This window comes from Pseudoruegeria sp. SHC-113 (assembly GCF_025376885.1).
Taxonomy (GTDB): Bacteria; Pseudomonadota; Alphaproteobacteria; order Rhodobacterales; family Rhodobacteraceae; genus Pseudoruegeria.
On the sequence record NZ_JAHUBR010000001.1, the window covers coordinates 1,023,808 to 1,044,591 of the forward strand.

The 20,784-nt window shown below is 64.8% G+C and carries 18 protein-coding genes; 12 read left to right on the plus strand and 6 right to left on the minus strand.

Annotated features, from left to right (window positions below; all coding sequences use genetic code 11):
- The first annotated feature begins 3 nt into the window (after window positions 1-3).
- The gene (locus tag KVX96_RS05060) at window positions 4-957 is read left to right on the plus strand and encodes a hypothetical protein (RefSeq protein WP_261193214.1); all 954 of its coding nucleotides are present in this window, start codon (window positions 4-6) and stop codon (window positions 955-957) included.
- 85 nt (window positions 958-1,042) lie between these two features.
- On the opposite strand, the gene KVX96_RS05065 is transcribed toward KVX96_RS05060, so the two are convergent.
- Window positions 1,043-1,798, minus strand: coding sequence for an SDR family oxidoreductase (locus KVX96_RS05065; protein ID WP_261193216.1), 756 nt, complete (start codon window positions 1,796-1,798; stop codon window positions 1,043-1,045).
- 30 nt (window positions 1,799-1,828) lie between these two features.
- Window positions 1,829-2,866 (minus strand): LacI family DNA-binding transcriptional regulator, encoded by a 1,038-nt coding sequence (locus KVX96_RS05070; protein ID WP_261193217.1) that lies wholly within the window; start codon window positions 2,864-2,866, stop codon window positions 1,829-1,831.
- 260 nt (window positions 2,867-3,126) lie between these two features.
- Here KVX96_RS05070 and KVX96_RS05075 point away from each other — a divergent pair, with 260 nt between their 5' ends.
- The 11 genes from KVX96_RS05075 to KVX96_RS05125 all read left to right on the plus strand — a co-directional run bounded on the left by KVX96_RS05075 (window position 3,127) and on the right by KVX96_RS05125 (window position 16,108).
- Entirely contained in the window at window positions 3,127-4,446 is a 1,320-nt protein-coding gene (locus KVX96_RS05075) for an ABC transporter substrate-binding protein (protein ID WP_261193219.1), read from the plus strand.
- Window positions 4,447-4,561: 115 nt separating this feature from the next.
- Window positions 4,562-5,509: a carbohydrate ABC transporter permease gene (locus KVX96_RS05080; protein WP_261193220.1), complete on the plus strand. Its 948-nt coding sequence runs from the start codon at window positions 4,562-4,564 to the stop codon at window positions 5,507-5,509.
- Window positions 5,506-6,444 (plus strand): carbohydrate ABC transporter permease, encoded by a 939-nt coding sequence (locus tag KVX96_RS05085; protein ID WP_261193221.1) that lies wholly within the window; start codon window positions 5,506-5,508, stop codon window positions 6,442-6,444. The genes KVX96_RS05080 and KVX96_RS05085 overlap by 4 nt, the downstream gene beginning before the upstream one ends.
- Window positions 6,441-6,629, plus strand: coding sequence for a hypothetical protein (locus tag KVX96_RS05090; RefSeq protein WP_261193222.1), 189 nt, complete (start codon window positions 6,441-6,443; stop codon window positions 6,627-6,629). The genes KVX96_RS05085 and KVX96_RS05090 overlap by 4 nt, the downstream gene beginning before the upstream one ends.
- Window positions 6,630-6,632: 3 nt before the next feature.
- Entirely contained in the window at window positions 6,633-7,730 is a 1,098-nt protein-coding gene (locus KVX96_RS05095) for an ABC transporter ATP-binding protein (protein ID WP_261193223.1), read from the plus strand.
- Entirely contained in the window at window positions 7,723-8,727 is a 1,005-nt protein-coding gene (locus KVX96_RS05100) for an ABC transporter ATP-binding protein (RefSeq protein ID WP_261193224.1), read from the plus strand. The genes KVX96_RS05095 and KVX96_RS05100 overlap by 8 nt, the downstream gene beginning before the upstream one ends.
- A gap of 2 nt (window positions 8,728-8,729) precedes the next feature.
- A complete protein-coding gene (locus tag KVX96_RS05105) occupies window positions 8,730-10,343 on the plus strand; it encodes a dihydroxyacetone kinase subunit DhaK (RefSeq protein WP_261193225.1) in 1,614 nt (537 codons plus the stop codon).
- A 164-nt stretch (window positions 10,344-10,507) separates the two neighbouring features.
- Complete coding sequence (locus tag KVX96_RS05110) at window positions 10,508-11,869, plus strand: hypothetical protein (protein ID WP_261193226.1); 1,362 nt, start codon at window positions 10,508-10,510, stop codon at window positions 11,867-11,869.
- Window positions 11,866-12,627: a hypothetical protein gene (locus KVX96_RS05115; RefSeq protein WP_261193227.1), complete on the plus strand. Its 762-nt coding sequence runs from the start codon at window positions 11,866-11,868 to the stop codon at window positions 12,625-12,627. The genes KVX96_RS05110 and KVX96_RS05115 overlap by 4 nt, the downstream gene beginning before the upstream one ends.
- The gene (locus KVX96_RS05120; protein WP_261193228.1) at window positions 12,617-14,920 is read left to right on the plus strand and encodes a sulfatase-like hydrolase/transferase; all 2,304 of its coding nucleotides are present in this window, start codon (window positions 12,617-12,619) and stop codon (window positions 14,918-14,920) included. Before KVX96_RS05115 ends, KVX96_RS05120 begins: the two co-directional genes overlap by 11 nt.
- 45 nt (window positions 14,921-14,965) lie before the next feature.
- Window positions 14,966-16,108 (plus strand): glycosyltransferase family 61 protein, encoded by a 1,143-nt coding sequence (locus tag KVX96_RS05125; protein WP_261193229.1) that lies wholly within the window; start codon window positions 14,966-14,968, stop codon window positions 16,106-16,108.
- Window positions 16,109-16,199: 91 nt separating this feature from the next.
- On the opposite strand, the gene KVX96_RS05130 is transcribed toward KVX96_RS05125, so the two are convergent.
- The 4 genes from KVX96_RS05130 to uxuA all read right to left on the minus strand — a co-directional run bounded on the left by KVX96_RS05130 (window position 16,200) and on the right by uxuA (window position 20,665).
- Window positions 16,200-17,729, minus strand: a complete 1,530-nt coding sequence (locus KVX96_RS05130) for an aldehyde dehydrogenase family protein (protein ID WP_261195382.1) — start codon at window positions 17,727-17,729, stop codon at window positions 16,200-16,202.
- 5 nt (window positions 17,730-17,734) lie between these two features.
- Window positions 17,735-18,838 (minus strand): saccharopine dehydrogenase family protein, encoded by a 1,104-nt coding sequence (locus KVX96_RS05135; protein WP_261193230.1) that lies wholly within the window; start codon window positions 18,836-18,838, stop codon window positions 17,735-17,737.
- A gap of 108 nt (window positions 18,839-18,946) precedes the next feature.
- Window positions 18,947-19,462 carry an Lrp/AsnC family transcriptional regulator gene (locus tag KVX96_RS05140; RefSeq protein ID WP_261193231.1) on the minus strand — a complete coding sequence of 172 codons (516 nt, stop codon included), beginning with the start codon at window positions 19,460-19,462 and terminating at the stop codon, window positions 18,947-18,949.
- Between the two features lie 33 nt (window positions 19,463-19,495).
- Window positions 19,496-20,665: a mannonate dehydratase gene (gene uxuA / locus KVX96_RS05145; RefSeq protein ID WP_261193232.1), complete on the minus strand. Its 1,170-nt coding sequence runs from the start codon at window positions 20,663-20,665 to the stop codon at window positions 19,496-19,498.
- Window positions 20,666-20,784 lie beyond the last annotated feature (119 nt).

Here is a 20,784-nt window from a genome sequence, read left to right on the forward strand (position 1 = left end):
GCCATGGGCCGCGATATTCTGGACAATGATTTCGGCACCGGCGGGGGGCTGCCCTCGCCCACGGTGACGGCCGCCATCTGCGCGCAAGGCTATGCGCAGGGCGTGCTTGATACGTTCAACGCCACCCGTCCGCTGGATGATCGCGCCGCGATCGATTTGGTGGACGGCATGGACTGGCCCGCCCGCGATCAGTGGCGGCGCGGCACCTGCACGGCCTTTGCGGCGGCGGCGCTGGCGGAGTTCACGCAGGCCAAGGCCTGCGGCAGTTTCGAGAGCTTCTCGCCGGAGTTCCTGTATTGGTGCATGCGCAAGGAGGAAGGCTACACGCCCGATCCGGGGATGCCCTACTACGATCTTGGGGCGACGAAGCTTGAGCAGGCCAAGCGCGTTCTGGCCGATCTCGGGGCCTGTCGCGAGAAATACGCCCCCTATGTGCTCAACCCGGCCACGCTGATGCGCCGGCCTTCGCAGGCGGCGTGGGACGATGCCAAGGCGCATCGGTTCGAAACCGTGATCTACGATGATTTCGAGGGCCGAGGCCCGGATTTCGACGTGGCGCACACGATCTATGAAGAGCTGGCGGCAGGCCGCCCGGTGGCCGTGGGCCTACCCGTCTTTGGCTACAAGGGCAACCGCGCGCTGGACAACTGGACCAACAGCCGGACGATGAACACCGGCCGCGTGATGGGCCCGGTGAACGAGCCCGATCTGGTGGATCCGGAGGAGGTCGTGTCAGGCCATGTTGTCTGTATCACCGGTTACCAGCCTGATCCGGGCAGCGTGGCGGGGGGCTGGTTCATCTTCAAGAACAGCTGGGCCGCGCGGTTCAACGATCCGGTGATGATCTACCATGAGAACACCGTGCCCCGGATCAAGCGGCGCGGCTACGGGGCTGTGTCCGTGGCCCATGTACTGGGCTACACGCTGGAGCTTCTGAGCGTGAAGGTGAAGGCTTAGGAGAAAGGTTGAGAAGGGCTGACCCTGCCCGTTGGGGGCGGTCGGGGGCTGCCCGGCGTGCCGCCGGGCAAAGGGGCGCTTCACCCTAGTAATGGCTCGTGTAGCCGCCATCCACGGCCAGAACCTGCCCCGTCACATAAGAGGCTTCCTCAGAAGCCAGAAACAGCGCCGCCGGGGCCAGTTCTGGCGGCTCGCCCCAGCGCTTGAGCGCGGTTGCCGCTTCCAGCCGCGCTTGTATCTTCGGATCCTGCGCGGCTTTCGCATTGGGGGCGGTGCGGAAAAAGCCCGGCGCGATGGCGTTTACGGTGATCCCGTGAGGGCCAAGCTCTGCCGCCAGAGCTTTCGTCATCCCGTTCACTCCGGCCTTGGCCGATGTATAGGCCGCATCGCCACTCTGGGCGATGATCCCGGCAATCGACGAGATGTTGATAATCCGCCCTCGCGTGCCGCCCGTTACCATCAGCCGCGCCGCCTGTTGGGCCAGCAGGAAGGGCGCCACAAGATCGGCGTTGATCAGCCGCGCCACATCGGCGGCGTTGAAATCGGCGAGCGCCCGGCGGTCACGTAGCCCGACGTTGTTGACAAGGATGTCCAGCCCGCCCGGCGTAAACTGCGCCATGGTGGCTTCGATGGCCTCAGGCGATGTGGCGTCAAAGGGCAGGGGGCGGGCGTGGCCCTCGATGCCCGACATCGCAAGCGCGCAGCTTTCTGGGCTGCGGCCATTCACCAAAACATGCGCACCCTGCCGGGCAAAGAGCTTTGCAATCTCGAACCCAAGCCCGCTGGTGGCCCCGGTGATCAGGGCGGTTTTTCCGGTGAGACTGAAGGCGGCAGGATGCATGGGCGGCTCCGGTAAGGTGATCCCCCTGTCCTAGGGCAGATTCTCGCGGATGACGATCTCCAACCGGATCTTTTCCTGCGCTTCGATGATCTGCGTGCCATCGCAGGTGGCGCGCAGCACGCGGATGGCGCTGCGCACGATATGGCCCACGTTCTGCGTGATCACCGCATCCACCACGCCGCTTTCCAGCCCACGCCTTGTGGAGTCCGTCAGTTCATGGGCGATCACCGTCACCTGCTGAGAAAGCCCCACTGCCTTCAGTACCCGGCTGACCTCACGGTTGCCTGCGCCCATCACGTAGAGCCCCGTCACATCGCCGCGCCCTTCCAGCGCGCGGGGCAAAAGCGCGGCGATATAGGCCATGTCGTCCCGGCCTTCGAGCGAGGGCAGCACGGTGATCTCGGGGAAGGACTCGGCCATGACCTGATCGAAGCCAAAGCGCCGCTCAAGGCTGTCGCGCGCCTGCATGGAATTCACCAGAACCATCACACGATGCGCACCGGGGCCTAGAAACCGCCCCATCAGCGCGCCCGCCGTGCGCCCGGCCTGCACGTTGTCCACGCCAACGAAATGATCCCGGTCGGAGTTCGGCTGATCCGAGACCAGCGTCACCACCGCGCGGTCCTGTTCCTTCAGATGGCGGATCGCATCGCGCACGGGCGGGGTTTCCGGCGCCAGGATCGCCACGCCATCCACCGCTTGGCTGGCCAGTTCATCGAGCCGCGCGGCGATCTGATGCGGGTCATGGCCGGGCACGGGCAGGATCGTCACCCGCGTGCGGTCCAGCCGGGAGAGCGTGGCGACCTCGTTCACCATGTCGCGCACCGATTGCAGGAACAGGCTGTCGCCATCGGGCAATACGAAGACGAAATGATACTCCCGCCGACGCGCCAGATTGGCGGCGGTGATGTCGCGCACATAGCCGATCTTGGCGATAGCGGCGTTGACCTTCTCTACCGTCTTCTTGCGCACGCCGGGGCGTTCGTTGAGCACGCGATCCACCGTCGCAAGGCTCACTCCGGCCTCTTTCGCGATGTCGTTGACGGTTGGCCTTCCCACGCTGCTCACTCTTCCATTTACAGTTTGTTAACCATTTTGCCCCATGCCGGGATGCGCGCCGCCAGAAACAGGCGCAGGGCATTCTTGTCAAGTTTACAAGCACATATTGCCCATCCTTCCCACCGCTGTCGAGAAAAATGAGGTGCGTACCTCAGAAAATTCTAGACGTGAGGGGCGTACCTCAGATAACTCATACATTAGGCACGAGGGAATCGCTTTGCCATGGTTTCGGCGGGGCGGGCGTGCCTTCCATTCTGGGAGGAGATAAAATGACCTATAAGACAAAAGCTGCCGTTTCCGCCTTGGCACTCGCGGCCGCCGGCTTCGGCTCCGCCGCACAGGCCGACGATCTGACGCTCTGTTGGGCGGCCTGGGATCCGGCCAACGCGCTGGTGGAACTGTCCAAGGATTTCGAGGAGAAATCCGGCCATTCGATGAGCTTCGAGTTCATCCCCTGGCCCAACTTCGCGGACCGGATGCTCAACGAGCTGAACTCCGGCGGCAAGCTCTGTGACCTGCTGATCGGCGACAGCCAGTGGATCGGCGGCGGTGCCGAGAACGGCCACTACGTGAAGCTCAACGATTTCTTCGACGCCGAAGGCATCAGCATGGACGATTTCGCCCCGGCGACCGTCTACGCCTATTCTACATGGCCCAAAGGCAGCCCGAACTACTACGCGCTGCCCGCCATGGGCGATGCGAACGGCTGGTTCTACCGCAAGGACTGGTTTGAAAACGAAGAGATCCGCGCGGCCTACAAGGAAGCCACCGGCAACGAGCTGGGCGAGCCCAAAAGCCAGAAAGAGCTGATGGAGATCGCCAAGTTCTTCCAGGGACGTGAGATCGACGGCAACACCGTTTACGGCGCTTCGATCTTCACCGAGCGCGGCTCGGAAGGCATCACCATGGGCGCGACTGGCGCGCTCTATGCCTGGGGCTTCAAGTATGAGAACGAGCCCGGTTCCTACGATATGGAAGGGGCGGTGAACTCGCCCGAAGCCATCGAGGCGCTGGAGTTCTACAAGGCGCTTTATGAATGCTGCACCCCGCCGGGCTACACCAACTCCTACATGGGGGAATCGCTCGATGCCTTCAAATCCGGGCAGGTGGCGATGGCGATGAACTGGTTCGCCTTCTTCCCCGGCCTCTATCAGGATCCGGACGTGGGCGGCGACAAGATCGACTTCTTCGTCAACCCGCCGCAGAACCAGCCAGGCTCCACGCTGGGCGGGCAGGGCATCTCGGTCGTCAGCTACTCCGAGAAGCAGGACGCAGCGCTTGAGTATATCAAGTGGTTCGCCGATCCCGCGATCCAGGCCCGTTGGTGGGAGCTGGGTGGCTACTCTGCCCATAACGACGTGCTGAACGATCCGGGCTTCGTGGACAGCCAGCCTTTTGCGGGGGACTTCCTCGAAGCCATGCAAAACGTGCAGGATTTCTGGCAGGAGCCGGCCTATGCCGAACTGCTGCTGGCGATGCAGAAGCGCCTGCATGACTACATCGTGGCCGATCAGGGCACGGCGGAAGAGGCGTTGAACCTGCTGATCGAGGATTGGACGGAAACCTTCGAAGACGAAGGCAAACTCTAAGCCGCACCGAACTCTCCCGGGTGGCCCGCCAGCACGGCGGGCCGCCTGATCCCGAGGGCGTCCGCCGGCATGGCGCGGGCGGGCGCTCCCCCTTTGCCTTTCAACTGGATGCGAGATGTCAGAGTCACCCATCACCCGCATGGCCGAGGCCACGCCCCCGCCGCTGGCGCGCAAGGTGCGCGGCCTGTCGGACAGGGCCATCGCGTGGATCTTCGTTGCGCCCACGATATTCCTGCTGTTGGCGGTCAACATTTTCCCGCTGATCTGGACGATCAACCTGAGCTTCACCAACTTCCGGGCCAACCGGCCCAACAGGGACGTCGAGTATATCGGCCTGCGCAACTACGAACGCATCCTCACCGACTCCGACATTTGGCTGTCGATGCAGGCCACGGCGCATTTCCTGTTCTGGACGATCTTCTTCCAGGTGCTGATCGGCTTCACGCTGGCCTGGCTGATCAACCGGAAGTTCAAGGGCAATGATCTCTGGACGACGATCATTGTGCTGCCGATGATGCTCTCCCCCGCCGTTGTGGGCAATTTCTGGACGTTTCTCTACCAGCCCCAGATCGGCCTGTTTAACTACATCGTCGCCTTCTTCACCGGGGCGGATCCTTCCAGTTTCGAGATGCTCGGATCGGTGCAGCTTGCGCCATGGGCCATCGTGATCGTGGACACGTGGATGTGGACGCCTTTCGTGATGCTGATCTGCCTCGCCGGCCTGCGCTCGATCCCCGATTACATCTACGAAGCCGCTGCGATCGACCGCGCCAGCAAGTGGCGGCAGTTCTGGACGATCACCGTGCCGATGGTGATGCCCTTCCTCATGCTCGCCGTGCTCTTCCGCGGCATCGAGAACTTCAAGATGTTCGATCTCGTGGTGCAGCTCACTGGGGGTGGGCCGGGCTCCACCACCGAGCTGGCCTCGATCAACCTCAAACGCGAGGCGTTTGAGAAATGGCGCACCGGCTATTCCTCGGCCTTCGCCATCATCCTTTTCGTCACCGTCTTCGGGCTTGCCTCGATCTACGTGAAGGCGCTGAACAAGGTGAAAGACAGATGAGCTATTCCATCACCGACCCCTCGCCGCGCCAGAAGTGGTTCGCCGGCACGCTCGTGATCCTCTACGCGCTTATCACGCTGATGCCGCTGGTCTGGATCCTGATGACGGGCTTCAAGACGCCGCCGGATTCGATCAGCTACCCGCCGAAAGTGATCTTCCAGCCCTCGCTCGAAGGCTATGTGAACCTCTTCACCACCCGCACCCGCGTGTCGCCCGATGATCTGGCCGCGCTGCCGCCGCCCGCCAATTTCGCCGAGGAAATCGTACGCAACCGCGACATGGTGATCGTGGGGCCAAGCAAGTTTGGCGAGCGCTTCATGAACTCGGTGATCATAGGGTTTGGCTCCACCTTCCTGAGCATCTTCCTTGGCACGCTCGCGGCCTATGCCTTCAGCCGCTACAAGATCCCGCTGAAAGACGATCTGCTGTTCTTCATCCTCTCCACGCGGATGATGCCACCCATCGCCGTCGCCATCCCGATCTTCCTGATGTACCGCACGCTGGGGCTATCGGACACGCATCTGGGCATGATCCTGCTCTACACGGCGGTCAACATCTCGCTCGCGGTCTGGCTGCTGAAAGGCTTCATCGACGAGATCCCGACCGAATACGAGGAAGCGGCGCTGATCGACGGCTACACCCGCTTTCAGGCCTTCTACAAAGTGGTGCTGCCTCAGGCGGCCACGGGCATCGCCTCCACCGCGATCTTCTGCCTGATCTTTGCCTGGAACGAATACGCCTTCGCTGTGCTGCTGACCTCGGGCACCGCGCAAACGGCCCCGCCCTTCATCCCAACGATCATCGGCGTGGGCGGCCTCGATTGGCCCGCCGTGGCCGCTGGCGCCACGATCTTCCTGCTGCCGGTCATGGTCTTCACCATCCTCCTGCGCAAGCACCTGCTGCGTGGCATCACCTTCGGAGCGGTTCGCAAATGAGCAATTTCATCAACGGTTTGCTGCGCCTGCGCCGCGGCCCATGGGAAATGGTGGCAACGATCCTCATCGCGCTGGGCGTCTTCATGCTGATGCAGCCCTTCGCGCTCTGGATGTACACCTATTCCTTCATCGTCACGCTTGTGGGCACGGTGATGTTCATCATCGTCAGCCATTTCCCGGAGTAAGAGATGGCCGAGATCATCATCAAGAACCTGCAGAAGATGTTCGGCGAGTTCACCGCCGTGCAATCTTCCTCCTTCACCATCGAGGATGGCGAGTTTTTCATGCTGCTGGGGCCCTCGGGCTGCGGCAAGACAACCACCCTGCGCATGATCGCGGGGCTGGAACTCCCCACCTCCGGCGAAATCTATCTGGACGGCGAAGAGGTCAGCCAGCGCCCGGCGAGCCAGCGCGATATTGCCTTCGTCTTCCAGATGTTTGCGCTCTATCCGCATATGAAAGTGGGCCAGAACCTGCGCTACCCGCTCATCAGCCAAGGGATGGGCCGGGCCGAAGCCAATGCCAAAGTCGCTGAGGTGGCCAAGATCCTCGGCATCGAAGGCATCCTGAATCGCCCTGTGGGCGGGCTTTCGGGCGGGGATCGCCAGCGCGTGGCTTTGGGCCGCGCCATCGTGCGCAACCCCAAGGCCTTCATGATGGACGAACCCCTCGGCGCGCTCGATGCGGAGTTCCGCGAGCATATGGCCGAGGAATTGCGCGCGCTGCATGATCGCATGGGGGCAACCACTGTTTACGTCACCCACGATCAACTTGAGGCCATGCAGATGGGCGACAAGATCGTGGTGATGAACCACGGCGTGGTAGAGCAGTTCGGCACCCCGCAGGACATCTACGACAAGCCCGCCACCATGTTCGTCGCCGATTTCATCGGCGCGCCTTCGATGAACTTCCTCGATTTCAAAGGCGCCGTGCGCCCCGGTCAGACGTCCGTTGCGCTGGGCGAGGCGGAGTTTGCCGTGCCCGAACAGATCGGCGCGGGGCAGGGGGATCTCGTCTTCGGCGTGCGGCCCGAGCACATCGGCTTCTCCGACGCCAGCCCCTACCGGGGGCGCATCGACGCCACCGAGTATCTCGGCACCACTCAGATCGTCACCGTGCAAACACCTCATGGTGATGTGAAGGCGCGCATCCCCTCCAGCCAGCATGTGACGGAAGGCGAGGCCGTCGGCCTCACCTTCGCGCCGGAGCGCATCACGCTGTTTGACAAGCCTTCGGGCCGCGCCCTGCGCAGCGCGCTGAACAAGGAGTATGTGGCCGATGTCTGAAGTCATTCTGAACGCCGTCTCCAAACGCTTCGGCGACACGCAGGCGCTGGAAGATGTTTCCATGGTGGTGCCCGATGGCTCCTTCGTGGTGCTTCTTGGCCCCACGGGCGCGGGCAAAACCACCACCCTGCGCCTGATCGCGGGGCTGGATCGGCCCGATGCGGGCGATATCTCCATCGGCGGCCATAGTGTGCTCGACTACACGCCTGCGCAGCGCGATGTGGCCATGGTGTTCCAGCAATATTCGCTCTATCCACATCTCACCGTGCGCGACAATCTCGCCTTCCCGCTGAAATCGCCGCTGCTGAAAACCCCAGCGGATGAGATCGCGCGCAAGGTGCAGGAGGTGGCCGAAAAGCTGCGCATCCCGCACAAGCTCGATAACAAGGCCACCGAACTGTCTGGCGGCGAGATGCAGCGTGTCTCCATCGGCCGCGCGCTGGTGCGCCAGCCGCAGATTTACCTGATGGACGAGCCGCTTTCCTCGCTTGATGCCAAGCTGCGCGCCGAATTGCGGGTGGAACTCAAGCACATTCAGGCCGATCTGGGCGCAACGATGCTCTATGTCACCCACGATCAGATCGAGGCGATGACGATGGCCACCCATATCGGCGTGCTGGAGGAGGGCCGGCTTGTGCAGTTCGGCACCCCGCGCGAGATCTACGAAAACCCCGTCAGCACCTATGTGGCCACACGGCTGGGGCAGCCCAAGATCAACCTTCTGCCGGCGGATCTCTTCCCCGGTGCGCCCAGCGGGGCGCAGACGATCGGCCTCAGGCCCGAGCATATCCTGCAGGGCGAAGGCCAGCCCGCCACCGTGCTGCGGGTCGAGCACCTTGGCGATCAGACGCGCCTGCACCTGCGCTTTGGTGGCCATGAGGTCGTCACCACGACGGAGGTGCACAGCCATCTCGCCCATGGCGACGAGATCACGATCCGCCCGCAATCCCCCCTTTATTTCGACGCCACCGGCGCGTGCATGACGACGGGAGCCTGAGCATGAAACAGTTCATCAACGCCAAAGAAGATCTTGTCACCGAGGCCATTCAGGGCGCGTTGCGCACCGCAGGCGGGCGATTGGCGCGGCTCGACGGGTTTCCCCACATCAAGGTCGTGGTGCGCACCGATTGGGACAAATCCAAGGTCGCGCTCGTTTCGGGCGGTGGCTCCGGCCATGAGCCCTCGCACGCCGGCTTCGTCGGGCGCGGGCTGCTGACGGCGGCGGTCTGCGGCGATGTTTTCGCCTCGCCTTCGGTGGACGCGGTGCTGGCGGGCATCCTTGCGGTCTCCGGCAAGGCGGGCTGCCTGTTGATCGTGAAGAACTACACCGGTGATCGCCTGAACTTCGGGCTGGCGGCGGAGCGCGCGCGGGCCTTCGGCATCAAGGTGCGCATGGTGATCGTGGACGACGACGTGGCGCTGCCCGATCTGCCGCAGCCGCGCGGCGTGGCAGGTACGCTCTTCGTGCATAAGATCGCAGGCCATCTGGCCGAAGCGGGCGCGGATCTGGACACCGTCGCCAATGCCGCGCAGGCGGTGATCGACAATGTCGTCTCCATCGGCATGTCGCTCGATACTTGCACCATCCCCGGCTCCCCGAAGGAAGATCGCATCGGCGCGGGCATGGCCGAGCTTGGCCTTGGCATCCACGGCGAAGCGGGCATCGAGCAGGTGCAGTTCGAAGGCGCGCGCCACGCGATGTCGCTCGTTGTGGGCAAGCTTGCGCCGCGCGCGGGCAAGGGGCCCTATGTGGCGCTGCTGAACAACCTCGGCGGTGCGACGCCTTTGGAGATGAGCGTTCTGGCCGAGGAACTGGCACGCTCCGAGATCGGCGGGCAGATCCGCTGGATGATCGGCCCCGCGCCCCTGATGACCTCGCTCGATATGCGCGGCTTCTCCGTCTCGCTGCTGTCGGTCTCGCCCGTGCAGGAGGAGGCGCTGCGCAGTGCGGTGGCCCCCGGTGCATGGCCCGGCATGCAGGGCTTTGGCGATGTGGACGTGCGCCCCTTGCCCGACGGGCTCTCCCCGATCCAGCCGCTGCCCAGCAAACACGCAGGCAACGCCGCGCTGCTGGCGAAATGCTGCACGCTGATGATCGGGGCCGAAGCCGCGCTGAACGCACTGGACGCGAAATCGGGCGACGGCGATACGGGCTCCACGCTCTCCACGGCGGCGCGCGCCTTGGTGGCCAGCACCGACCGGCTGCCGCTCGCCGATCTCACGCAGCTCTACCGCGCCATCGGCCTTGAGCTGAGCCAGACGATGGGCGGCTCTTCCGGCGTGCTGCTGGCGATCTTCTTCTCCGCGGCTGGCGATGCCTCGGCCAATGGGGCCGGGCCTGTCGAGGCTTTGAAGGCAGGCCTTGCGCGCGTGCAGCAGGTCGGCGGCGCGCAAGTGGGGGATCGCACCATGATCGACGCGCTCGCCCCTGCGCTCGACGCCCTGCCGCAGGGCGTGGCGGCGGCGGCTGCTGCAGCGCGCGCCGGGGCCGATGCCACGGCGCAGATCACCAAGGCCAAGGCGGGCCGCGCGAGCTACATCTCCGAGGCCTCCCTTGCGGGCCACAACGATCCGGGTGCGGAGGCGGTGGCCTTGCTGTTTGAAGGGCTCTGAGCAGAGCCGGGAATGGCGGGGCGGCCACGCTGGCTGCCAAGAAGGGCGCGGAAGGCTTTCGCGCTCTTTATCATTTCCGCAAAGCCGCCTAGGCTGACCCACAAAAGGGCACGCAACGCACGGCGGGCGTGCGGAGCAGCAACGGCCACGGGGGAAGAGCGGGCGTGTTTCGCGGAGATAACGGCGGAGTTCTGTTGCGCGTTGAAGGTGGCGTGCTGATCGCCCATGATTCCACCGGAGTCAGCCTGCGCCTTTCAGACTCCACCCTCGCCGACCTGCGCGCCCGGTTGGGGATTTCAGTGCCCCGGCCTGCAAACCTTCCGCCTCATGTGGCCGGGCTCGATTGCTGGAATGTAACCGCCGAAGGCGACTGGCTGCGCTTTGACGCGCGCATCCCCCCCTATGATCACCCACGCGGCTTCCGCGCGCATCTGCGCGGTGGAGGCGTGCTGGCCGATGGCGCAGGGCCGATGCTGGGCCTCTTCTCCATCGGCGGCGCGCGGCGCGCCATGGGGCGCGATCTGCCCTTGGCCTTTCCCTGCCATGTGGTGTCGGCGGATGATGACATTGGCGCCGTTGGCATGGCGGGCGTGGAGCCTGCACCGGAAACCGATCTGCTGCACCCTTTGCGTGAAGCCACGCAGGACGCGCTGGTGGCCGACGCGCTTCTGGCCATGCGGCAGGCGCAGGGGCAGAGCCTGCCGCTGATCGTGGCGCGCGCCGAGACCGAAAGCGCCCATCGGGCGCAGGATCTGGCGTCGGGGCTGGCGCTGGACAACCTCAAGACGGCGATCCACAATTTCACAGCCGCCGCCGCCACGTTGGGCCGCCCGGCGCGCGTGCTGGCGGTGACGATCGATTTCGGCGCGGAGGACGTTCTGAGCGATGCCGCCTCCTACGAGGCCGGGATCCGCGCGCTGGTGGCCGAGATCACGGGGTTCATCGGCGAGTTGGGCCTGCACGAACCTCTTTTCCTGCTTCGTTGCGATGAGAGCGGAGCGCGGGTCGCTGAACATTGGGCGCTGTCCGTGTTTCCCGCAGCCACGACCCTTTCTGTTGCCGGGCCGGACTACCCTTTCGAGCGGGACGGCTACGGTCGCTACACGGAGGCCGGCGCGCGCGCCGCAGCTGCTCTGGAGGCGCATGTGCTTTGCGCCCGTCTCGCAGGTACTCCGTGGGCGGCACCGCGTCTGTTGCTGGCCGAACGTGTGGACGCCGGGCGAATACGCGTGACCGCGGAAGGGCTTGGCACCTTGCATCTTGAGGCCAACGCTAAGTTTCCGGTCGCGGGCAAGAGCGGTTTCGTGTTGACCGATGCCAAAGGCAAGACACTCGCATTGTCAGGGGTGGCGATTGCGGAGGACGATCCGCGAAGCCTTGTTCTCTCGTACAAGGCAAAGGGCACTGCGCCGCTCACTCTGTCCTACGCTCGGGGAAGCGGTGGGCTGCTGTGCGACGATTGGCGCTGCGCCGAAGACCCGACCCTGCGTCGGTGGGCCTTGCCGGCGATACTGGAGGTCAGATGAGCTTCGGGGATCTTTCCAAGGTGGCGCCGTCTGCATGCCTCGACCCGGAGGCCCTTCCACTGACCGAAATCGTGGCGGCTCAAGGCGGCCTTTGGTTCAGTTCCGAGTCCAGCCTGCTCCAGCAGGAGGACGAAGGCGTTGTATCCCTTCGCGCACGTTGCGGCGGAGATGTCGCCCGCGCGGCCAATGGCAACACAGAGTTTTGCGGCCTGACCGAGATCGCGGGTCAGCCCTTCCTCGTTTTCCCGCCGCGCAAAAACGCTGGCTTTGTGGCTGATCTTGGCCAGATCAAAACCTGCGTGAGCCTTGCGGTGGTCCATTCTGACTCCGCGAAAGCGGGGAAAATTTCAGGCACGCTCTGCGCGATAGCCACGGGGGATGGCGCCAGCACATTGGTGCTCGAGGATCGCGGCGAGGGGTTGCGCCTGACCAATCGCGATGGCGATCCGGCTCAGACCGTGCCTGCGGCCTCTGGCCTACGCCTGAGCTTTCTAGTCTGGGATAGCGCGGGCGCAACTTATGCCGATGCGGCAGGGCGCAGTTGCAAGCTGGATTGGCCGGGGGCAATCGCCGAGGGCGCGGCGCAGCTGTTCATCGGGTGCCGCCGCGACAGCGCGGGCATGCTGAAAACCCAAGGCGCGGCCGCCATCGCCGATGTCATCGCCTTTCCAGAACGCGACATCCTCTCCCCCGCCATGGCCCCGGTGCGCGCCCGGCTGGCCACCTACCTGCGCGAGGTTTTCACCGATGGGCTTTGACGCGAATTCCGTCGCCACCGACAATATCGCAGTGATCTGGATCGACGATCTGATCGACGTCTTTACATGGCGCGAAGCCTTTGGCGTGCGCATCCAGACGCCGAACCTCGATCGCTTCATGGCGCGGGGCGTGCGCTTCAAAAACGCCTATGCCACCGTGCCGCTCTGCGCGCCCTGCCGCGCGGAGCTTGCCACCGGGCTTTCGCCGTTTCGCACCGGGCTTGTGGATCTCAACCGGCTCTGGCGCGATGTGCTGCCGCCCACCGAAGGCTGGCAATACGATCTGCGCCGGGCCGGTTTTGAAACCTTCACCACCGGCAAGACGGATGGCACCTACAAGCCGATGCCGGAGGCCTACCGCCGCGTGCTCTTCCACACCGACGCCCCCGCGCAGGCGCGTGGCAACCGCAAGGGCTACAAGGAATACTGGCACACCGGCCCCGGCATCAAGGGCATCAACCACCCCGAGGACGACGGCAGTCAGGATGATCGGCTCTATGATTATTGGGTGGCGCAGAACGCCATCGATCACCTCGCTCGGGTCGATCCAAAGAAGCGTCACCTGATCCAGCTGGGCTTCCAGCACCCGCATTACGATCTCGTCTGCCCGGATCGCTTCTACCAGATGTATGACGCGAGCCAGATCCGCTGGCCCGACATCGCCGAAGAGGCCGATTTCCACGGCCCCGCCTCCAACATGGCCGTCTATGAAGCGGCCTATATCGCCAATGGCCAGTTCACCCCCGAACGCGCGGGCGAGGACGGCTGGCGGCAGGTGGTGCGCGGCTATTTCGCCGCCTGCTCCCACATGGATCACGAGCTGGGCCGTTTCCTCGACGCGCTGGAGGCCTCGCCCATCGGGCAGAACACCACGGTTGTGCTGTTGTCCGACAATGGCTTCAACCTCGGCAACCACGACAGTTTCCACAAGATGAGCCAATGGGACAGCGCCGCCCATGTGCCGCTCGGGATCTGGTCGCCGCGGATGAAGGCGGGGCAGGAGATTGCGCTGCCGGTCTCGCTGCACAATCTGCCCAAGACGATCATGCAGCTTGCAGGGCTGCCGCCGCGCACGCATTGGACCTCGGGCCAGAGCCTGCTGCCGCTGATCGATGAGAGCTTCGGCAGCTTTGACACCAGCAAATCCCCGATCACCTGCGTCTTCGGCACACTCTCGGTGCGCCCTTCGGTGGAGGGGCTGCAGCACCTGCGTTACTTCCGCTACCCGAACGGCGAAGAGCATGTCTATGACGTGGAGAATGACCCCGGCGAGACGGAGAACCTGATCGAAACCGCCCCCATCGAGGTGCTGCGTAGCGAGCTTGTGCGCGGGGCGCTGGAGCTGGGGCTCGATCTGCGCGGCATGGAGGATCCGGCCAGCGGCGTGAACGCGATGATGGCGGTGGATGGCACCGTGGTCCTGCGTGGCGGGGTGGCGAACAATGATTACTGGGCCTATGGCGCGGATGCCGAGAAGATCGAAGAGGAAAAGGACGGCGGCACCGATACGCTCTGGTACATGGGCGGGCCGGATGATTACGTGCTGCGCGCGCCTGCCAACGTGGAGAAGATCCGCATCGCCACCGTCGTGGCTCGCAACGAGCAGCCCCGCGATGAGCCCCGCCGCATCGCCATCGTCGCCCACCCCGAAAGCCCCATCGAGTTTGAAACCAGCGAGCGCGTGGTGGTGGATGTGACGGGCTCCAACGGCGATGACGTGATGTACGGCCCCAAATATGACGGCGCGCGGTTTCTGGGCGGCAAGGGCAATGATCGCCTGATCGCGCGCTCCAAACGCTCCAAGTCGCGCCACCATTTCGAGGGCGGCGAGGGGCATGACTACCTCTTCGGTGGCAAGGGGGCGGATTACCTGCACGGCGGCACCGGCAACGATGAGATCCACGGCCGCGAGGGCAAGAACGTGATCCACGGCGGCCATGGCAACGATGTGATCTTCGACGGCCCCGGCGCAAGCCAGATCCACACCGGCCCCGGGCGCAACCGGGTGGTGTCGGACAGCGGCAAGGACGTGATCCACGTCGGCTCCGGCGAAAACGACATCACCCTGGGCAGCGACGCGAGCCTTTTGCACATCGCCTATGGCGGGCTGACGCGGGTCACCGGGTTCAAACCGGGCGACGTGTTGAACCTCGAAAGCTGGCCCGCCGCGCCGGAGGTTGTGGCCGAGGGCGAAGGCCTGCGGCTGTCGCTCGGGGGCGCCCATGTCTGCCTGCTGGATTTCGCCGAGGAGGCCGCGCTTGTCGACGCGCTGCGCCTGCCGGCTTTTGCCTGATCGGATGCATTGTGATGAATGAGTGGAGCAAAGGATTGCCGAGCGATGGCTGAGGCGTTTGACCCGCAGGCGCTGTTATTGCCCGGCGTTGAAGTGATCGAAAATGCCGTTGTTGTGCCTTGGGGGCCGGAGCGCAAACGCGGCATCGCGCGGCCTGCGGGGGTGTTCTACCCGGATGGCACCCTCTGCGACGCCGCAACATGCCTGCGCTCCTTCGGGCGGCCCACGACGCTGCCCACGGGCTTTCCCGACGCAAGCGAGATCGCCGAGACGATCCCCGGCACCCATCTGTTCGCGGGGCTGGCCTATGGCCATTTCGGCCACGCGCTGTGCGAGTCCCTTGGGCGGCTCTGGTATCTGGACCAGCCCAATGTGCAGATCGCCGGGCTCTACTTCTTCCCGAAAGCGAAAAAGTCCCGCCCGCGCAACGCGCTGTCGGGCGTCCTGCCGCTTCTGAAGGCCTTGAAGGTGCGCAAGCCGCCGATGGCCTCCAACACGCCTTTGCGGTTTGAGCGGCTCGTGGTGCCGCCGCAGGGGTTCGGCGTGCACGAGATGATCGCCGGCGCGCCGGAGTTCCGCGCCTTTGTGCGCAACCGTCTGAAGGCGGGCACGGCCACTGGGGCGGGGCGCAAGATCTACATCTCGCGCAGCCGGCTCTATTCCAAGCGCGGGCGCATTCTGCAGGAGCAGCTGATCGAGGAGCGGCTGGTGGCGGAAGGTTACGAGATCTTCCACCCCCAAGCCCATGACATAACCGAGCAGCTCGCCACCTACCGCGCGGCCGACAGCATCATCTCCACCGACAATTCCGCGCTGCACCTCGCGGCCTTTGTCATGCCCAAGGGCGCACGGGTGGCGCTGCTGATCCGCCGGCCAGGCGACATCTACAAGGATTTCGTTCTGCAGCTGTCGCGTTTTGCCGAAACGGAGCCGGTGATTGTGGACTGCGGCACCAATTACTGGGCGCTTGAAGCCGAGCGGGTGAGTTTTAACGAGGTCTATACCGGTGTCGATTTCCCGGCGATGGGGCGGGCGCTGGCCGAGGCGGGCTTCATCAAAAATGGGGCTTGGCCGGAAGCCGACGCACGTGTGGTTGAAGACCAGATCGCGGGCTATGCCCAAGGCCTTGGCGGGCCTGTGGTGGAAGTGTTTCCTCCGGCAAGGTTGTTGAAGGGGGGGAGTGCTTAACTCTTTTTTGTCTGTTTCGCTAGAAACAGACACGCGCCCGCCCGCCCCATGGCGGGCGCTTAGCTCTGTGTGGGAAGCGGTCCTTTCCGCCTCAGAAATCAAACCTCACCCCCTGCGCGAGCGGCAGCTCCGCCGAGTAGTTCACGGTGTTCGTTTGCCGCCGCATATAGGCCTTCCACGCGTCTGAGCCGCTCTCGCGCCCGCCGCCGGTTTCCTTCTCGCCGCCGAAGGCTCCGCCGATCTCGGCCCCAGATGGCCCGATGTTGACGTTGGCAATGCCGCAATCCGATCCCGCGGCCGAAACGAAAGCCTCCGCCTCGCGCATGTCGCGGGTGAAGATGCAGGAGGAAAGCCCCTGCGGCACGCCATTCTGCATCGCCATAGCGCTGTCGAAGTCCTCGTAGCCCATGACGTAGAGAATGGGCGCGAAGGTCTCGTGTTGAACGATTTCACTCTGGGCGGGCATCTCCACGATGGCCGGCGCGTGGTAGGCCCCGCCCTGCGGCACACCCGACGCGCAAGCCGCGCCGCCATGCACCGTGCCGCCCTGCGCCCGCGCTGCTTCCAGCGCGGCCTGCATCGCGTCCGCCGCGCCCTGATCCACCAGCGGGCCGACGAGCGTGGCCGGGTCCAGCGGCGAGCCGATGGGCAGGCTTGCGTAGGCTTTCACCAGTTTCGCCACCAGATCGGCGCGCAAGCTCTCGTGCACGATCAGACGGCGCAGGGAGGTGCAGCGCTGCCCGGCGGTGCCCACGGCGGAAAAGACGATGGCGCGCACGGCCATGTCCAGATCCGCCGACGGGGCCACGATCATCGCGTTGTTGCCGCCCAGCTCAAGGATCGAGCGGCCAAAGCGCGCCGCCACTTTCGGGGCCACGGCGCGGCCCATGCGGGTGGATCCTGTGGCCGAGATCACCGGCACATCCGCGCTATCCACTAGCGCTTCGCCCAGTCCCGCGCCGCCGATCACCACGTGGTGCAATCCCTCCGGCGCATCGCCAAACCGCGCCAGCGCGCGCATGAAAATGGCCTCGCAGGCCAGCGCGGTGAGGGGTGTTTTCTCGCTCGGCTTCCAGATCACCGGATCGCCGCAAACCAGCGCCAGCGCCGTGTTCCAGCTCCAGACCGCGACCGGGAAGTTGAAGGCCGTGATCACGCCCACCGGGCCGACCGGGTGCCAGCTTTCCATCATCCGGTGGCCGGGGCGTTCGGAGGCGATCGTGAGGCCATAGAGCTGGCGCGACAGCCCGACCGCGAAATCGCAGATGTCGATCATCTCCTGCACCTCTCCAAGCCCTTCGGAGCGGATCTTGCCCGCCTCAAGCGAGACGAGAAGGCCCAAAGGCTCTTTCGCGGCGCGCAGCTCTTCGCCGAGCAGCCGCACCAATTCGCCCCGGCGTGGGGCGGGCACGCTGCGCCACTGCAGGAAGGCCGATTGCGCAGCGGCAATCACGCTCACCATATCGGATTGCGGGGTTTCATGGACCTCCGCCAGAAGGCTCCCGTCAATCGGGGAGCGCACCGGCAGGCTGCCGCCGCTGATGTGTTTGGCATCGATCGCCAGTGCCGCGCGGCAGGCCTCCAAGGCTTGGGCGACGGTTTCGGTTTTGACTTGGGTCATCTCGTTCATGCGGCCCCCTTGAGCTCGGTTACGGTGCCAGCCCGGTAGAGCTGGCCAAAATCGGTGGCGAGGAAATCGGAAAGCCGGACCTGCTCCTGCGACAGGAAGCCCGCCTGCGGCAGCACACCTTTCCGTAGAAGCTCCACCACGCTGCAAATGCCGGCGGCCGTGGTGATCTGGATCGCGCTCCAATGCTGGCCGTTCACCTCCCTCGCGTAGGTCTTGTTGAGGAAACTGTGCTCGCGCAGCGCGCCATCGATCAGCCCTGTGGCGGTGCAATGCACGATCACCACGTCCTGATCGGTGCGGGGCAGGGCGGCCTCGAAGATCTCTTTCATCAGGTCGCGTCTGGCCTCAAGCCGCAGATCCTGCAGCAGCAGCTTCACCACGTCCCGGTGGCCGGGGTAGCGGATGGTGCGATAGCTCACGCTGCGCGCCTTCCCGGCGAGCGTTTCGGCCAGCGTGCCCAGCCCGCCGGAGGTGTTGAAACACTCGTAATCCACCCCGTCGAGGCTGAAGGCTTCCAGCCCCTCAAGCGGGGCAAGCCTCTGCAGGCTGCCGCCCACGATGGCTTCGCAGGGGTTGCAATACTCGTTGATCAGCCCGTCGGTGGACCATGTGAGATTGTATTTCAGCGTATTCGTCGGGAACTGCGGCAGCGCGCCGACGCGCAAGGAGAGCGTGTGCAAGTCGTCAAACCGCGCGGCCAGATCCGCGCCCGCGATGCCCACGAAGCCCGGCGCCAGCCCGCATTGCGGCATGAAGGCGGTTTGCGCGCCGTCCGCCAGTTGGCGCACGGCTTTAGTGGCGGCCACGTCTTCGGTCAGGTCGAAGTAATGCGCCCCGGCGCGTTTGGCGCCTGCGGCGATGCTTGGGGTGAGGAAGAAGGGCGCGGCGCTGATGACCGCGTCGCAATCGGCAAGGGCTTCGGCCACGCTCGCGGCATCGGCCCCATCGACCTGCCGCATCACCGCGCCGGGGATGTCGAGCCGCTTCAGGGCCGCAAGATCGCTGTCCGCGATCACCACCCGGTAGTTGCGCGATGCCGATAGAAAGGCTGCGATCGTTTGCCCGATCTTGCCCGCGCCCATGATGCAGACTGTCCACATCCCGAGATCTCCTCCTGTTGCCTCAGCTTCAGGCTGCGCCCGGAGATGTGCGGGGGGTATCAGGTAAAGTGTCGGATACGCTTTATGTGGCTGTGTTTTTGCCGGTTTTTACGGCAAATCGTCGGAGGCAATCCCAAATTGCTCCGTGATCCGCTGCGCCGTCTCGTCATAGCGGCGGTCAAAGCGGCTGCCGAAGACGATGGAGGTCTTCGTGCGCAGCACCCCCGGCATTTCGCCGATTTCATCCACGATGGCGTCCAAATCCTCGATCCCCGGCGCTTCAAGTTGTAGGAAAAGATCGAACTCCCCATTGATCGACAGGCAGACCCGTGCCTCGGTGTATTGCGAAAGGCGCTGGATGATCTTGCGGGTTTCGGGCTGCTTTACCTCAATCAACACAAGGGCTTGGATGCCTTTGCTGCCGGGGGCCTGCGCCAGAACCACGGAATAGCCTGCAATCACGCCTTCGCGTTCCAGCCGGCTGATGCGCTCATGCACGGTGGAGCGCGGCACGCCGAGGCGCGCCGCGAGGGTGGAGGTGCTTTGCCGCGCGTTGCGCTGCAACTCGGCGATGATGCGTCGGTCCAGCGCGTCGCGGAACCATGTGGGGGCGGAATTCGTCATCCTGTCAGGATGCGCGCAAATCCCGGCAGTCTGTCAAGCCCGCGCGGCAGACCACTCAAGCCCCCGGATCGCACCGCGCAGTTCCGCCAGCCCGCGCAGGCGGCCAACGGCGGGGTAGCCCGGCGTGCTCTCGCGGCCCAGATCGGTGAGGATCTTGTGGCCGTGATCGGGGCGCATCGGGATCTGAACCCCGCGCGCCTTTTCCGCCGAAAGCAGGCCGGTGAGCACGGCCATCATGTCCAGATCGCCGGCCAGATGGGCGTCCTCGTGGAAAGAGCGCGGATCGCTCTCCCGCTTGGTGGCGCGCAGGTGGGCGAAATGGATGCGCGGGGCCAGCGCCGCGATCATGGCGGGCAGGTCATTGTCGGCCCGCACGCCCAGCGAACCGGTGCAGAAGGTGAAGCCGTTTTCCGGCGTGTCCACCATGGCGGCAATGTCTTGCAGATCGGTAAAGGAGGACACGATGCGCGGCAGGCCAAAGAGCGGGCGGGGGGGATCGTCGGGGTGGATCGCGAGGGTGAAGCCCTCGGCCTTTGCCACCGGCACCACGATCTCAAGAAAGGCGGCGAGGCGGGCCTTCAGCCCGGCGGCGTCGATGCCCGCGTAGCGCGCCAGTTGGGCGCGGAAGCTGTCCAGCGAATAGCTTTCCTCGCTGCCCGGCAAGCCGGCGATGATGGTGGCCTGCAGCTTCGCGCGATCTTCTTCGGAGGAAGCGTCAAACCACGCCTGCGCAAGCGCCTTGTCGGCCTCGGAATAGTCGGCCTCCGCCCCTTTGCGCTGCAGGATCAACAGGTCGAACGCGGCATAGGCGGCGAAATCGAAACGCAGGGCGCGCGCGCCGTCGGGCATTTCGTAGGTCAGATCGGTGCGGGTCCAGTCGAGCACCGGCATGAAGTTGTAGCAGATCGTGCGCACGCCCTGCCGCGCCAGCCTGCGGGCCGTCTCGGCCCAGTTTTCTGCCAGCGCTTCCCAGCCGGGCGCGCCTGTCTTGATGTCCTCGTGGATCGGGATGCTTTCCACCACGGCCCAGTTCAGCCCGGCGGCCTCGATCATCGCCTTGCGCGCGGCGATTTCCTCTTCCGGCCAGACTACACCATTGGGCTGATCATGCAGCGCGGTGACGATGCCCGTGGCCCCGGCCTGCCGCACATCCGCCAGCGAAACGGGATCCTTCGGCCCGAACCAGCGCCAACATTCCTGCATGATCATTCCTCCCGCTTGTGAGTGCGGCGCCACCTAAGCCGCTGATCTGGCGAATGTCGAGAGAGAAGCGACCTTGGGTTAACTTCGCGGCTAGGCAAGCCCGCGCGCTTGGCTAGAGT

Excerpts from the sequence above, each read along its gene's own strand:
- KVX96_RS05105 (WP_261193225.1), top strand. The coding sequence starts at position 8,730 with ATGAAACAGTTCATCAACGCCAAAGAAGATCTTGTCACCGAGGCCATT.
- KVX96_RS05085 (WP_261193221.1), top strand. The coding sequence starts at position 5,506 with ATGAGCTATTCCATCACCGACCCCTCGCCGCGCCAGAAGTGGTTCGCC.
- KVX96_RS05100 (WP_261193224.1), top strand. The coding sequence starts at position 7,723 with ATGTCTGAAGTCATTCTGAACGCCGTCTCCAAACGCTTCGGCGACACG.
- KVX96_RS05060 (WP_261193214.1), top strand. The coding sequence starts at position 4 with ATGGGCCGCGATATTCTGGACAATGATTTCGGCACCGGCGGGGGGCTG.
- KVX96_RS05130 (WP_261195382.1), bottom strand. The coding sequence starts at position 17,729 with ATGACCCAAGTCAAAACCGAAACCGTCGCCCAAGCCTTGGAGGCCTGC.
- uxuA (WP_261193232.1), bottom strand. The coding sequence starts at position 20,665 with ATGCAGGAATGTTGGCGCTGGTTCGGGCCGAAGGATCCCGTTTCGCTG.
- KVX96_RS05120 (WP_261193228.1), top strand. The coding sequence starts at position 12,617 with ATGGGCTTTGACGCGAATTCCGTCGCCACCGACAATATCGCAGTGATC.
- KVX96_RS05125 (WP_261193229.1), top strand. The coding sequence starts at position 14,966 with ATGGCTGAGGCGTTTGACCCGCAGGCGCTGTTATTGCCCGGCGTTGAA.
- KVX96_RS05095 (WP_261193223.1), top strand. The coding sequence starts at position 6,633 with ATGGCCGAGATCATCATCAAGAACCTGCAGAAGATGTTCGGCGAGTTC.
- KVX96_RS05090 (WP_261193222.1), top strand. The coding sequence starts at position 6,441 with ATGAGCAATTTCATCAACGGTTTGCTGCGCCTGCGCCGCGGCCCATGG.
- KVX96_RS05080 (WP_261193220.1), top strand. The coding sequence starts at position 4,562 with ATGTCAGAGTCACCCATCACCCGCATGGCCGAGGCCACGCCCCCGCCG.
- KVX96_RS05140 (WP_261193231.1), bottom strand. The coding sequence starts at position 19,462 with ATGACGAATTCCGCCCCCACATGGTTCCGCGACGCGCTGGACCGACGC.
- KVX96_RS05135 (WP_261193230.1), bottom strand. The coding sequence starts at position 18,838 with ATGTGGACAGTCTGCATCATGGGCGCGGGCAAGATCGGGCAAACGATC.
- KVX96_RS05075 (WP_261193219.1), top strand. The coding sequence starts at position 3,127 with ATGACCTATAAGACAAAAGCTGCCGTTTCCGCCTTGGCACTCGCGGCC.
- KVX96_RS05065 (WP_261193216.1), bottom strand. The coding sequence starts at position 1,798 with ATGCATCCTGCCGCCTTCAGTCTCACCGGAAAAACCGCCCTGATCACC.
- KVX96_RS05115 (WP_261193227.1), top strand. The coding sequence starts at position 11,866 with ATGAGCTTCGGGGATCTTTCCAAGGTGGCGCCGTCTGCATGCCTCGAC.